Source organism: Fontibacillus phaseoli (assembly GCF_003337355.1).
GTDB lineage: Bacteria > Bacillota > Bacilli > Paenibacillales > Paenibacillaceae > Fontibacillus > Fontibacillus phaseoli.
The window spans coordinates 1-14,029 of sequence record NZ_QPJW01000005.1 but is presented as its reverse complement, the minus strand read 5'-3'; the positions used below and the strand labels follow the sequence as shown (position 1 = coordinate 14,029).

Below are 14,029 nucleotides of genomic sequence, written 5' to 3'. Positions count from 1 at the left end.
ACGACTTAAACGTACAATATGCAGTGTTTTGGAAATTGAAGAGAGAGTATCTTTCGAATGGAGGAGTGTCCACCTTTTGAAAGACATTTCCTCGTTATTTTCCACCCGACAAGGACAAATGTGGCTCCTCGCATAGCAATGCATAGGCGGAGACAGGGAAATGAAAGTTGAACCGGAAACGGAAGAGCCCACGGGGCCTCGGGAGTTTAGAAAGTCCAAGGATTCCCTAATAACTCCGGCGGCTTCCCCCGTTTCCATACATATTAAGGAGGGTTGTCCCCGCATGGATGCAATGCAAAGAATGGAACAGCTTGTAGAGCAGTTAAACCAGTACAGTTACCATTACTATACCTTGGACCAGCCGCTTGTTAGCGACAAAGAGTATGATGTGCTGTACGACGAATTGGTCGCTTTGGAGGCCGCAGCCGGCGTCCAGCTGCCCGACTCCCCTACGCTGCGGGTAGGCGGGGAACTGCTGCAAGGCTTCAAGCCTCACCGGCATCTCGCACCGCTGTGGAGCCTCGACAAAGCGCAGAACGAGGAGCAGTTGATCAATTGGAACAACCGGGTGCAAAGATTAATCACGGATTACAACAGCAAAAATTCCGACAATCCGTTGCCTGAGCCCACTTATGTAGTGGAGCTTAAATTCGACGGCCTCACGCTGAACCTTACGTATACCGATGGCAAACTGGTTCAGGCATCCACGCGGGGAAACGGCGCTGTTGGCGAGGGAATTCTTGCTCAGGTCAAAACGATCAAATCCGTGCCGCTTACGATCCCGTACAGCGACGGCACGATCGAAGTGCAAGGCGAAGGCATCATGAATTTGTCCGTTCTGGCCAAGTACAACGAAATTGCTGCCGAACCGCTCAAAAATGCCCGTAACGCCGCAGCAGGGGCACTTCGCAATCTGAATCCGCGTACGACGGCAGAGCGAAAGCTAAGCGCATTTTTCTATAATGTGGGATACTCCGATGGCGTTCAGTTTGGCAATCATCAAGAGATGATGGCTTTTCTTAAAGAGAACCGTTTTAAGGTGAATCCTTATGTGACTTATCACGATAGCTTTGACAAGGTGATGGAAGTTCTTCACTCCATCGTGGAGCAGCGCGCTTCGCTGGATTATTTAATTGACGGGGCAGTTATCAAAATTACCGATATGCGCATTCGGGAAGCGCTTGGGTATACCGACAAATTCCCGCGCTGGGCGGTTGCGTTCAAGTTCGAAGCCGAGGAGACGACGACGATTCTCGAATCGGTATCCTGGAACGTGGGCCGGACCGGCAAAATCACCCCGCTAGCCAAGGTGGAGTCGGTAGAATTGGCCGGGGTAACCGTACAAAACTGCACACTGAACAATGTCGGAGACATTGAACGCAAAAACTTGAAGTTTGCGCTCGGCACTCGCGTATTCATTCGCCGCTCCAATGACGTTATTCCGGAAATTCTCGGCAAAGTCACCGAAGAGCAGGACGGCGGCGAGATCCTTTATCCCGAAAATTGCCCGGCGTGCGGTTTTCCTTTGGAGCAGCGCGGCGCGCATCTATTCTGCAACAACCGGCTCGATTGTAAGCCGCAAATCGTCAGCCGGATTACGCATTTTGCATCCCGTGACGCGATGGACATCGAGACGTTCAGCGAGAAAACGGCGGAACAGCTTCATGATGAGTTGAACGTACGCGAGCCGGCAGAACTCTACACCTTGTCGTTTGAAGACCTGATCAAGCTGGACCGGTTCGGGGAGAAAAAAGCCAACAACCTGCTCCAGGCCATTCAGCAGAGCAAAGGGCGCGATCTGGCATCGTTCCTGTTTGCGCTCGGCATTCCGAACACCGGCAAGTCGACGACGAAAGTGTTGGCCGACCATTTCTGCGACTTGTCCGCGATCATGTCCGCCACCGTCGAGGAACTGACCTCCTTGCCGGATATCGGTGGCATTGTGGCCGAAAGCATCGTTTCGTTCTTCGCCGATCCGTTCATGCAGGCCGGCATCCAAAAAATGCTCTCCCTCGGCGTGGAAGCCAAAGCGCCGGAGGCAGCGGCTGCCCCGGTGACGGATTCTTTCTTCTCCGGCAAAACGGTCGTGCTGACCGGCACCCTGCACCAGCTTGGCCGCGACGAAGCGACGGAGCGGCTGGAAGCGCTCGGCGCCAAGGTCACCGGCAGCGTCTCGAAGAAGACGGATCTGGTCATTGCGGGAGAGAAGGCGGGGAGCAAGCTGACCAAAGCCAAGGAACTGGGCATTCCCGTGATCGAGGATGAAGACGAGTTTATCGGGCTGCTGGATGGAAAATAACAAGGACAAGTAAGATCAAACATTTTGAGTTAATTGAATATTTGTTGGGCAGAAGGTATGGTCTTCATATTTGAGGAGATTGTATCTTCTTTTTTTATAACTCTAGATACCTTTATGTGGTAATATTAGGAATATAATTACTATTATTGCTCTATATTTTGATTACTGCGCTTCAACTCCTTTATATCCATAAGTCATTTAACAACTGGAAGTTTCACCTTGGTGACCCTTAATATTTTATGAGAGGTATGGAATAAATCATATGTTAAAAAGAAAAGCCCTACTTCTAATTATGACCATAATTCTAGTTCTGATTAACTTAAACGGTTGTATAAATAAGGAGACCCCAGAATCGAATAAACCCATCTTAATTAAGGTATTGACTTGGAATGAAAAGGAATTTTTTGAGCGTTACGGAAATGTTTTTCTTGCTACACATCCTAATTTCGATTTAGAAACTATTTTAATTCCAGAGTATTTGAAACCTGGAGAAGATTTAAATCAAGCGATCGAGAGAATCATAATAAATGAATCACCCGATGTCGTGTCACTTAATATGGAATTCTATGATTACTTAAGAGAAAAGAGATTATTAGAACCATTAAACCCATTTATAAAAAGGGACAATTTAGACTTGTCGACCTATACTCCAAGTGTTATTGAGTTTCTACAGGATAATCAAAATGATTTGTTTGGGCTCACTCCTACCTTTACGGGTAAAGCAATTTATTACAATAAAAAATTGTTTGCTGATAATAATATTCCAGAACCGACCGATTTAATGACTTGGGATGATATTTTTGAACTGGCGCAACGATTCCCTAAATCCTTAAATAATAACAATACACCTGTTTACGGATTTTATCATAAGGATATGGCAAATTCATTTTTGTTCGGGTTAAGTATTGGTGAAGGTAGTGGAGTGACATTATATAACAACAATACTTTTACTTTAAACACCGAGGCATGGAATAATATTTTTGATAACGTAGTTCAATGCGTTGAGACGAAATCTTGTTATGAAGCAAAAGATACAAATCAAGGTAATGTAATTACAAACAATAGTAATATGGATATTCAGAGCTATCCATTTCTGGCTGGAAATATTGCAATGGCAATCGATGACTCAACATTATACAAACTTATGATTAATAACGATAAATATAAAAATCTTGAGTGGGGGGTGGTTTCTTATCCTGTAAGTTCAGAGTATCCGGATACCGGGAATATGATCGATATAAATGAAATCTTTTCTATAAATTCTTCATCCGCACAAATAAAAGAGTCATGGGAATTTATTAGCTATATAAACGGTGATAGCTATGCCAAATTAATCCAGAGAATAAACCCTTATGAACTTCCTGTACGAGAGAATACTATTGAAAATTCGGACCCTCAAATGCTGGCTTTTTATAAAGTTCTTCATGTGAATAGCAACTTGACCAATAAATTGAGAAAGCTTCCTAAAAAAGTGTTATCAAAAATAGACGAGTCATCCAAAAAATATATGACTGAGATTTATAATAAAAATATGTCTATTCAGGAAGCATTGGAGGCAATCGAAAATGAACTTCAATTAACCATAAATGAGGAATTAAAAAATTGAGGCACTCGTTAGTATGCTCTTTAATTTTAATCTGAAACTCCGGGCTTGCGATTGATTTCATACCGCAGCCCGGAGTTTTTTGCCGTCAGGCTATTTTCCGAAAAGTGACTCAAATCATTGAAGCATTCCCGTCTTGCTCTCATCATGGGAAAGAGCCATCGGGAAGCCTTGCTTTCCGATGCTTGCGAAACCACATTGAACATGAAAGATGGGAATACCGAATGAATCATGAAGCATTGCAGTTACAGTGGAAACCCTCGCGGTTTAATGCGCAGAGCGGGGATGATGTGGGTGGCCTGGTGCTGTACAACAGCTACACCGGCGCGATCGCCTCATTTTCGGCTGAAGAGCGAAGCCTAGTGTTGGAGTGGCTGCGGCCTGGTGCACCTGTTCCGGATCCGGTTCCACCCTTGTTCGCCGGGCTGATCGAGCATGGGTTTCTCGTCGGTGCCGATACGGATGAACTCCGCCGGGCCATGTTCCTCCATCAATCGATGCATGCCCAGGATACGATGCACCTGGTTCTCCTTGTTACCGAAGCGTGCAATTTCCGCTGCAATTATTGCTATGAACATTTTCCGCGGGCATCGATGACTCAGGAAGTCGTCGCAGGCTTGGAAGCGTATATGAAAGAACGAGCCGGAACGCTGAATCGGCTGACGATCAGCTGGCATGGCGGCGAGCCGTTGCTCGTCCCGCACATCATTGAACGGCTGTCCCGGTCGTTCATGGCGTCTTGCGAGCAGAGCGGTGCGACATATGGGGCCGAAATGTCAACCAATGGTTATTATCTGACCAAGGACCGTTTTGAGCAGATGCTGGATTTGCATGTCGAGCGATTTATGGTGACGTTGGATGGTGACGAGCGGGTGCATGATACCCGCCGTGGACTTCATGGCGGCGGGGGAACTTACCGGACGATCATAAACAACTTGCTGTCCCTGAAAGAAGTGGAACGTCCTTTTGAGATCAATGTCCGAGTTAACTTTGACAACAGCAACCTGGAAGCCGTCCAACAGTTCATTCCCGTATTGCATGAATTGTTTGGGGATGATCCACGGTTTAAAGTGTACTTCCGTCCCGTCGGCTGCATGGGTGGCGAGAATGATCTGAACCTGCCGGTGTGCGACGAGCGAATCAAGGATGTTAAAATTTGGAAGTTCAATGAACAGGCCATTGCTACCGGACTTACCGTCAGTTCTTTTATTTCGGATACGTTGCTTCCGACCGGTGCCGTGTGCTATGCCGCAAAGCCGAATTCCCTTGTCGTCGGTTCCGACGGTTTGTTGTACAAATGCTCCGTCGCTTTGGAGCAGGACAATAACCGGCTCGGTGTGATTCAACAGGACGGCACGTTGGATCTTGATTACGACAAGCTGGCGCTTTGGACGACCTCCGGCGAGGAGAGCGATGAGAACTGCCAGGCTTGTTTCTTCCGTCCGGCTTGTCAAGGAAATCATTGTCCATTATTCCGCATGCGCACCGGACAGCGCCCGTGCTCTTACGAAAAACGCCAAATCAAACAGGCCCTACGAACGATCTGGCTGCAAAATGAAGCGGATGAAGCGGTGTATTCCAACTGAAACTCAACGACTGATACGCCATTTATTAAGGAGGTGATATGAAGTGAAAGTAATCCGTTCCGCAGCACAAGCTGCTCTGGTTAAAACGGGCCGCGTCTCCAAGTCGGTTCCAGGAAATTTGAGCTAAGTTATCTCGACTAAAAAGTCTTCAAACCGGAAATGATCCGGTTTGGGGACTTTTTTTGTGATGAAATAAACCTATCATCTTTTGAAACATTATTACATAAAAACAAAATATTATTGTAATTTTATTTCTGATGGTGTACACTGTGGGCAGATAGAGATAAGGGAGGGATATAGTTGCTGGATAACTTGATTACGGAAACAAGAAATGACCGTACGCTGGATTTGGATCAACTGTCAACGATATCGGTCCTGGAGTTGATGCAGGAGGAAGATGCCAAGGTATCTTTGGCGATTAGGGAGCAATTGCAGGATATCGAAAAGGTGACCCGATGCGTCATCGAAAGTTTCAAACGGGGAGGACGACTTATTTATACAGGGGCCGGTACGAGCGGTCGGATGGGAATTATGGATGCCGTCGAATGCGTTCCTACGTTCGGTACGGATCCGAACATGGTTCAAGGCGTTATCGCAGGCGGCGAAACGGCTATCCGGTTAGCGGTGGAAGGTGCGGAGGATTCGCTCGAACAAGGCGAGGCTGATTTGAAAAAACTGAATCTAAGCGCTAAGGATACGGTCCTGGGAATCGCGGCCAGCGGACGCACGCCTTACGTCATTGGCGGGCTTCAATATGCCGCCCGGGTCGGAGCTTCAACGGCCAGTCTGTCTTGCAACAAAGACGCCGAGATCAGCAAATATGCCAAGTATCCGATTGAAATTATTACCGGTCCCGAGGTATTGACAGGGTCGACGCGTCTGAAAGCCGGAACGGCTCAGAAAATGGTGCTCAATATGATTTCAACGGCGGCCATGATCGGGATCGGGAAAGTTTACAGCAATCTGATGGTGGACGTTCAGCCGACGAACGAGAAGCTGGTGATCAGAGCCAAATCCATGATCCGGGAGATTACGGGATGCGATCTTGAAACCGCTTCCGATTACTACGAAAGAAGCCACCATCAAGTGAAACAGGCAGTAGTTATGTTGCTTACAGGCCTGGAATATGAGGAAGCACAGCTGAAGCTGGCGGAGTCGGAAGGATTCATACGACGGGCCATACAAACAGAAAAGGGGATATGACCATGGCAAAAGAAAAAGAGTTGGCCTTAGAAATTCTGGATACCATCGGCGGCATCCAAAACGTAGAGCTGGTTACCCATTGTATGACGCGCGTCCGTCTCACGCTGCGCGACGAAGAGACGGCCAATATCGAAAAGTTGAAGAAGGTGCCGGGCGTCCTTGGAGTGATCGTTGAATCCACTCTTCAAGTGATTGTCGGCCCCGGGCTGGTAGGCAAGGTCGCCAAGGAAATCGCGGAGATCAGCGGAGTTGAGATGGGCGAGCCCATTCCTATGAATGCAGCTCCCCAAGGCACGGCCAACGACCTGGGCGACAACAAAAAAGAGGCAGCCAGAGTAGCTGCCGAAAATAAGGAAAAATATAAAAAACGCAATGATACTCCGATTAAAAATTTCTTGAAATCAATTTCGCATATTTTTATTCCGTTGGCACCCGCCTTTGTGGCGGCCGGTCTGTTGGCTGGAATTACCGCCGTAATCTCCAATTTTATTACGGCCGGCTACCTGGCCGGAGACGGCTGGCTTCAATTCAATCTGATCCTGAACGTCATCAAGAACGGCGTATTCTCCTACATGGCGATTTTTGTGGGGATCAACTCGGCCAGAGAATTCGGGGCAAGCCCATCTCTGGGCGGATTGATCGGTGGCGCAACGCTGCTTACGGGGATGAAGCCCGAGCTTCCGATCATGAACCTGTTTACCGGAGAGCCGCTCATCGCCGGACAGGGCGGAATTATCGGTGTCGTTTTGGCCGTATGGATATTGTCTATTATTGAGAAAAAGCTGCATAAAATCATGCCGGACTCTATTGACCTGATTGTGACTTCGCTATTGAGCGTATTGGTTACGGGGTTGTTGACCATTTTCCTGATCATGCCTTTTGCAGGCTTTGTCGCCAGCAACCTGTTGATCGCCGTCAACTGGATTCTCTCCGTCGGTGGAGCCTTGGCCGGATTCGTGCTTGGCGGGATTTGGCTGGTCATGGTTATGCTGGGACTGCATCATATCATGACGCCGATCCATATCGAGCTTATTAACCAGACGGGCGTGACTGTTCTGCTTCCGATTCTGGCGATGGCGGGAGCCGGACAAGTTGGCGCGGCCCTCGCGCTTTGGGTCCGCTGCTATAAGAACAAACCGCTTACGAACATTATCAAAGGCGCCTTACCGGTTGGTGTAATGGGCATCGGGGAGCCGCTGATCTACGGGGTTACGCTTCCTCTCGGTAAGCCTTTTGTAACGGCCTGTCTGGGTGCTGCCTTTGGCGGTGCGGTGATCGGGTATTTCGGCAATGTCGGTGCGATTGCTATCGGTGCGACCGGCCTGGAGATGCTCCTGCTGATCGCGGACGGCAAATGGTGGATTTATCTTCTCGGACTGCTCACCGCCTACTTTTTCGGCTTTCTATGCACCTATCTGTTCGGCGTGCCGAAGGAAGCCAGACTGCCTAAAGAAGTTGCTTAATGAAACCGGACAACTACAAAAATTAGAATGAGTTAAAAGGAGTGGATGAGAATGGGCGGCGTACTTGTCTCGTTGACGGAACAAAGCATCGAGGAGTCTTTGGCTTATTTGACGCTAATGCGCCAGCATGGTTTCGATACGATTTTTACTTCCTTACAGATTCCGGAGGAAGACCCCGACAATTTACTTGAACCATTGAAAGAGATCGGCGGGTTTGCGGCTGAGCATCATATGATGCTGATGGTCGATGTTTCTCCGCGAACGTTTGAGAACTTCTCACTTGTCCAATTGAAGCAATGCGGCGTTACGGGGCTGAGAATCGATAATGGGATGGAAAATGCGGAGGTCGCGGAACTTACCCGTGATTGGCAGGTTTCTCTCAATGCAAGCACGATCGATCAATTCTTTCTGGATGATCTGAAAAGGCTGGGCGCCGACTTTTCGGCTCTGGAAGCCTGGCATAATTACTACCCCCGACCGGAGACAGGACTTGAATGGAACACGTTCAAAGCCCAGAATGAGTGGTTGAGGTCTCAGGGACTAAAAGTAGGTGCCTTTATTCCGGGCGACGGAAGCCTAAGAGGGCCTTTGTATGAGGGATTGCCTACCTTGGAACAACATCGCCATCAATCGCCTTTTGCCAATTACCTGGAACTGCAATACCAGGGTGACGTGGATCTGGTGGTAATCGGAGATTTGTCGGTCAGCGATTGGACGATGCAGCAGTTTATTTCATGGAATGAAGGAGTTGTGCTGCTCGGTGTCCGCGATCAACGGCCGTCCCATGTCTGGGATGAAATCCATCATAACCGGCCGGATATCGCACGGGATGTGATCCGCTCGGAGGATGCGCGAAGACATTTCAAAGGAGAGATCGAGCCCGCCCACTGTGTAGAGCGGCCCCTCGGTGCTTTGACTCTGGATAATGACAAATACAAGCGTTACAAAGGCGAATTCCAGATTGTTCTGAATCCTCTTCCGCGTGATGAACGGGTGAACGTGATCGGTTATGTAACCGAGGAAGATTTTCCGCTGCTGCCGTTTTTGCAAAAGAGCGGCCACCCTTTTCGTTTTCTTGCCAGGGAACATCATCAGGCATAATATAGTAGTATTGAGTAGGTTCAGAGATTGATTTGGAGGCGTTAACGTGGGTGTTGGTCAAATATTATCACGAATCGAGAATGTGATGCCGAAATTAACGCAATCCGAGCAAAAGGTAGCGCGATTTGTGCTTGCCGTTCCGGATGAGGTCGTATTTATGTCCGTGCAGGAAATGGCTACCCGTTCTCTTTCCAGTAGCGCTTCGGTTGTCCGCTTTTGCCGTTCCATGGGTTTAAAAGGTTTTCCGGAACTGAAAGTGGCTCTATCGGCGGATTTGGCCAAGGACCAAAAGACAGGGTATTACGATTTGAACAAAAACGAGAACACCGCCGATCTGGTCGACAAGATTTTATCTAATGCGGTGCAATCGCTAAGGGATACGGTGGGTTTGCTTGATATCGGCGTGATCGAGAAGGTGGCGCGCAGCCTCCACGACGCCCCGGCGATTTTCGCTTATGGCGTAGGGGCTTCCGCCCTGGTGGCGGAAGATATAGCGCAGAAGTGGCTGCGCCTGGGCAAGAATGCTTATGCTTTTTCGGACATGCATGTCTTGACCATGAGCATGGCCAATGCACCCCAAGGGAGTGCTTTTATAGGCATATCTTACAGTGCCGCTACCAAGGAAGTGCTGCAGTTAATGAAGTTTGCCAAAAAGAACGAACTCGTGACGATCAGCTTCACCGGATTCGGGAGGAGCGAACTATCGGAACTCAGCGATTTCAATCTGTATACTTCGTTGGCTCCGGAGGCCAAGGTCAGAAGCGCGGCGACCGGATCGAAACACAGCCAATTTTTCATTATTGATGTGTTGTTCTATGTTTATGCTTCAATTAACATCGAATTTTCGATCGATAAAATTCAAAAGACCCGCGATGCGATTAATGAGTTGAAGAATAAAGAAATAAACGATTGAGAATGTCCCGCAAGCGAGATATGCTTCGTCAAAATGAAAAGCCTTTTCGGATCTAAAAGGGGTCCGGAGAGGCTTTTTTCCATATTAGCAATCACTTGCTTATTTTCTTATGAAACCAAAGGTGGAAATCAATAACAAAATTATGTAACTTTCCATCTCTTACATACGTTATACCACTAGGAAGCCATATTAAAAAGTTTAATATAGGGGGTAAAAATGAAGTTCAAATGGTTACATAAGTCGTCGCTCCTGGTCGTCAGCAGCTTACTGCTGATCGCTGGTTGTAGCGGAGGGCCGGCCAAGGAGTCGCAAAAGGAGCAGCAAAGTCTCAAAATCATGTTCGGGGACGAAGGGTATTTTTATATGACCTACGGTGATCTCTTTACCATGAAGTATCCGAACATCGATATCGAAGTTGTAAGCACGCAAAACTTATATAACGGGGAGCAACAAGATTACAAGAAGGCCTATAAGGATTTTGTGGAGAAGGAACAGCCGGATATCATTATGCTGGATACGGATAACTACGACTCGTTCGCTTCGGAAGGTCAGCTTATGGAACTCGATACCCTGATTGACAGGGACAAGTACGACACAAGTACGATTTTTCCCGGCCTGATCGATCTCTTGAAGGAAAGAGCCGGCGGAAAGCTGTACGGGCTCGCTCCATCCTTTTATGGAAACGCCATTTACTATAATGCCGATTTATTTGCCAAGTATGGAGTGGAAGTTCCGCATGACGGGATGACCTGGCAGGAATTGATCGATACGGCCCGTAGGTTCCCGGTGGAGGGGGACGAGAAAACACGGATTTACGGATTCGGGGAGCAATACGGGGGCATGACGCTTGAAAACCTGGCTTCCAGAATCGCTTCAACACAAGGATTGCAGGCGATAAACCCGAATACGATGAAAGTTACGCTAAACACGGATTCCTGGAAACAAGCTTATAAGACCGCATTCGATGCGCTGGAATCCAACGCTATCTACAGTCCGAAAGACGGCGGCTTTCAAGGCGGGTCGATGGAAGAATATTATCAAAGCCAACCGTTTCTGATGGGCCGTATGGCCATGACGATGGACGGCTCTTATTTCCTACAGAATTTTAAGCAGGCCAAGAGCGCAATCAAAGATTATAAACCGTTCCAGCTAGGCATTGTCGCAGGGCCGGTAGATCCGGCAACGCCGGATCAAACGCGCGATATTTATTTCGGAAGAATATTGAGTATCCGCGCGAACTCCCCAAATGTGGATGCAGCCTGGGAATTCATCAAATTCGTTAACGGTGACGAGTATGCCAAAATCAAGTCCCGAACGATGAATGACGGGGTGTTGTCGCGAATGGGAGCGACCAAGGAATATGATGGAATCAGTCTGGAACCGTTCTACAAGCTGAAGCCGATGTTCGATAACAGTAACCAGAACATGGACAAGATTCCGGGGGAATTTTACCAAAAGTATCAACCGATTGTTTCCAGAGAAATGGATCTCGTTCAGAAAAAGAGCAAATCGATAGACGAAGCGCTGCGCACGATCGAGCAGGAAGGTCAGGCTCAGCTGGATATAGCGGTGAAGGAGCAGGCGAACAAGAAAAAATCCGATGCTTCGGGTAATGAGAGCGCAGGGGGTGGAGCCGCGGCCGAAACTAGCGTTACCGTTGAATCCGATTCAGCGGAATAAAATGTGGTGGGAGAACAATTTTTCATGATCTGGAGGAGCCTATGTTAAAAAGTAAAAAGCTGCACAAGTTAACGCTAGCCGCGATGGCCAGCCTGCTGGTGTTGATTACCGGTTGCAATAGTAGTCCAGCGAAAGAAACCGAAACCCAGCGAAGCCTGAAAGTGATGTTTTATGATGAGAGTTACTTTTTTCAACAATACGGTGATTTGTTTGCCATGAAATATCCGAATGTCGATATTGAAGTCGTCAGTACCCAATCCATATACTCCGGTAATAATGGGCAGGTCGTCGACTATAATAAGGCGTTAAGAGATTTTATTGACAAGGAACAACCGGACATCGTGATGCTGGATACGGATAATTACGATAAGATGGCTAGCGAAGGAAAACTGGTGGAACTGGATTCGTTAATCGAGCGGGACAAATATAATATCGATACAATTTACCCTGCTCTTATTGAATTGCTTAAAGAAAAAGGGGCAGGAAAGCTATATGGATTAAGTCCAACTTTTAACGGCTCCGCTGTTTTCTATAATGCGGACTTGTTTAAAAAGCACGGGATCGAGCCGCCTCATGACGGAATGACCTGGCAGGATATTCTTGATCTTTCCCGCCGATTCCCAAGCGATGGAGATGAGAAAACCAGAGTTTACGGCTATGGCACAGATTATGGAGTGTCATTTAGTATGTTGGCCCAGGAGATTGCTTCTGCGGAAGGGTTGACCGCTGTCAATCCGGATACGCAAAAAGTTACGGTCAATACGGATTCCTGGAAAAAAGTTTATAAGCTCGCGCTTGATGCTATGGAATCAAAAACCGTGAATAGTCAGCAGGACGGCAGATTCACGGGCGGAACGATGGAGGAGTATTACCAGAGCCAATTGTTCCTGATGGGCCGGGTTGCAATCACGACGGGTCATCCGTACCTGCTGCAAAATTTAAAAGACGTTAAAAATTCGCTCAAAGATTACAAGCCGTTTGAACTTGGAATGGTTACGGGACCGGTTGATCCGGCGGATCCTCAAACGACGCGGAATGTGTACTTCAATGAAGTTTTCGGAATCAGAGCGGGATCCCCGAATGCGGACGCTGCCTGGGATTTCATTAAGTTCATTAACGGGGATGATTATGCAAAGATCAAATCCAGAACGATGAACAACGGGTTATTGTCCCGGATGGGCTACAGTACGGAGTACGACGGGCACAATCTGGAAGTCTTCTATAAGCTGAAACCGAAAACTACGCCGGATATGTCTTCGCGGATGGATAAAATCCCTATGGAATTCTATTCGCAGTATCAGACGATTATGGATCGCGAACTCGCACTTGTCTTGGATAAGAAGAAATCCATTGATGAAGCATTGCTGACGATCGAACAGGAAGGCCAGGCCGCGCTCGATAAGGCCATCAAGGATAAAGAGGCCAATAAAGGCAAAGAGGATACGGCGAGCGGTGAAGGAGCAGCTGGAACGGGCTCAAGTTCTGATAGTTCCGTTATCGTGATTGAATCTTCTAAGTAAGGTTATTCACGGTACAAAGAACTGATCTCATGGCGGGGAATGAACTCCGGCGTGAAGATCAGTTCTTTTTTATTTAGAAAAATATACTTATTGCAATTGATGGCTGGGCGTGGTAAATTATTTCTTGTCGCTTCGAACGGTTTGCTTGCTAAATCGCTTGCGCCATAAAAAAGAAGTTGACACCGAGTTGAATCCTTGCTATAATGAATAACTGTTCGACAAAAATTGACATCGTGTAGGTTCTAGTCGAATAGAAGCAAGCAAGTTCTTTGAAAACTGAACAAATGGAACACGTCATAATTTAAACGATTATTATAATCGTCAGATTCAAAATGAGCTATCAGCTTTCAATAGGTTTCACTTTATTGGAGAGTTTGATCCTGGCTCAGGACGAACGCTGGCGGCGTGCCTAATACATGCAAGTCGAGCGGACTTGATGGAGAGCTTGCTCTCCGGATAGTTAGCGGCGGACGGGTGAGTAACACGTAGGTAACCTGCCCGTAAGACTGGGATAACTACCGGAAACGGTAGCTAATACCGGATAATTTATTTCTTCGCATGGAGAAATAATGAAAGACGGAGCAATCTGTCACTTACGGATGGGCCTGCGGCGCATTAGCTAGTTGGTGGGGTAACGGCTCACCAAGGCGACGATGCGTAG

General features: G+C 47.6%; 9 protein-coding genes and 1 rRNA gene. All 10 read left to right on the top strand.

Going from position 1 to position 14,029, the window contains the following annotated elements; all coding sequences use genetic code 11:
• Nucleotides 1-283 precede the first annotated feature (283 nt).
• On the top strand, nucleotides 284-2,299 hold the full coding sequence (gene ligA, locus DFP94_RS14285; protein WP_114497153.1) for an NAD-dependent DNA ligase LigA: 2,016 nt from the start codon (nucleotides 284-286) through the stop codon (nucleotides 2,297-2,299).
• A gap of 262 nt (nucleotides 2,300-2,561) precedes the next feature.
• Nucleotides 2,562-3,905, top strand: coding sequence for an ABC transporter substrate-binding protein (locus DFP94_RS14280; protein ID WP_114497152.1), 1,344 nt, complete (start codon nucleotides 2,562-2,564; stop codon nucleotides 3,903-3,905).
• Between the two features lie 221 nt (nucleotides 3,906-4,126).
• On the top strand, nucleotides 4,127-5,488 hold the full coding sequence (locus DFP94_RS14275; RefSeq protein WP_114497151.1) for a radical SAM/SPASM domain-containing protein: 1,362 nt from the start codon (nucleotides 4,127-4,129) through the stop codon (nucleotides 5,486-5,488).
• Between the two features lie 300 nt (nucleotides 5,489-5,788).
• Nucleotides 5,789-6,691 (top strand): N-acetylmuramic acid 6-phosphate etherase, encoded by a 903-nt coding sequence (murQ, locus tag DFP94_RS14270; RefSeq protein ID WP_114497150.1) that lies wholly within the window; start codon nucleotides 5,789-5,791, stop codon nucleotides 6,689-6,691.
• A gap of 2 nt (nucleotides 6,692-6,693) precedes the next feature.
• Complete coding sequence (locus DFP94_RS14265; protein WP_181873155.1) at nucleotides 6,694-8,154, top strand: PTS transporter subunit EIIC; 1,461 nt, start codon at nucleotides 6,694-6,696, stop codon at nucleotides 8,152-8,154.
• Between the two features lie 51 nt (nucleotides 8,155-8,205).
• Nucleotides 8,206-9,255 (top strand): DUF871 domain-containing protein, encoded by a 1,050-nt coding sequence (locus DFP94_RS14260; RefSeq protein WP_181873154.1) that lies wholly within the window; start codon nucleotides 8,206-8,208, stop codon nucleotides 9,253-9,255.
• A 46-nt stretch (nucleotides 9,256-9,301) separates the two neighbouring features.
• Nucleotides 9,302-10,168, top strand: coding sequence for a MurR/RpiR family transcriptional regulator (locus DFP94_RS14255; protein ID WP_114497147.1), 867 nt, complete (start codon nucleotides 9,302-9,304; stop codon nucleotides 10,166-10,168).
• A 216-nt stretch (nucleotides 10,169-10,384) separates the two neighbouring features.
• Nucleotides 10,385-11,848 carry an ABC transporter substrate-binding protein gene (locus DFP94_RS14250; RefSeq protein WP_114497146.1) on the top strand — a complete coding sequence of 488 codons (1,464 nt, stop codon included), beginning with the start codon at nucleotides 10,385-10,387 and terminating at the stop codon, nucleotides 11,846-11,848.
• Nucleotides 11,849-11,889: 41 nt separating this feature from the next.
• On the top strand, nucleotides 11,890-13,368 hold the full coding sequence (locus tag DFP94_RS14245) for an ABC transporter substrate-binding protein (RefSeq protein ID WP_114497145.1): 1,479 nt from the start codon (nucleotides 11,890-11,892) through the stop codon (nucleotides 13,366-13,368).
• A 362-nt stretch (nucleotides 13,369-13,730) separates the two neighbouring features.
• Nucleotides 13,731-14,029: ribosomal RNA gene (locus DFP94_RS14240) — 16S ribosomal RNA — on the top strand; the annotation flags it as partial.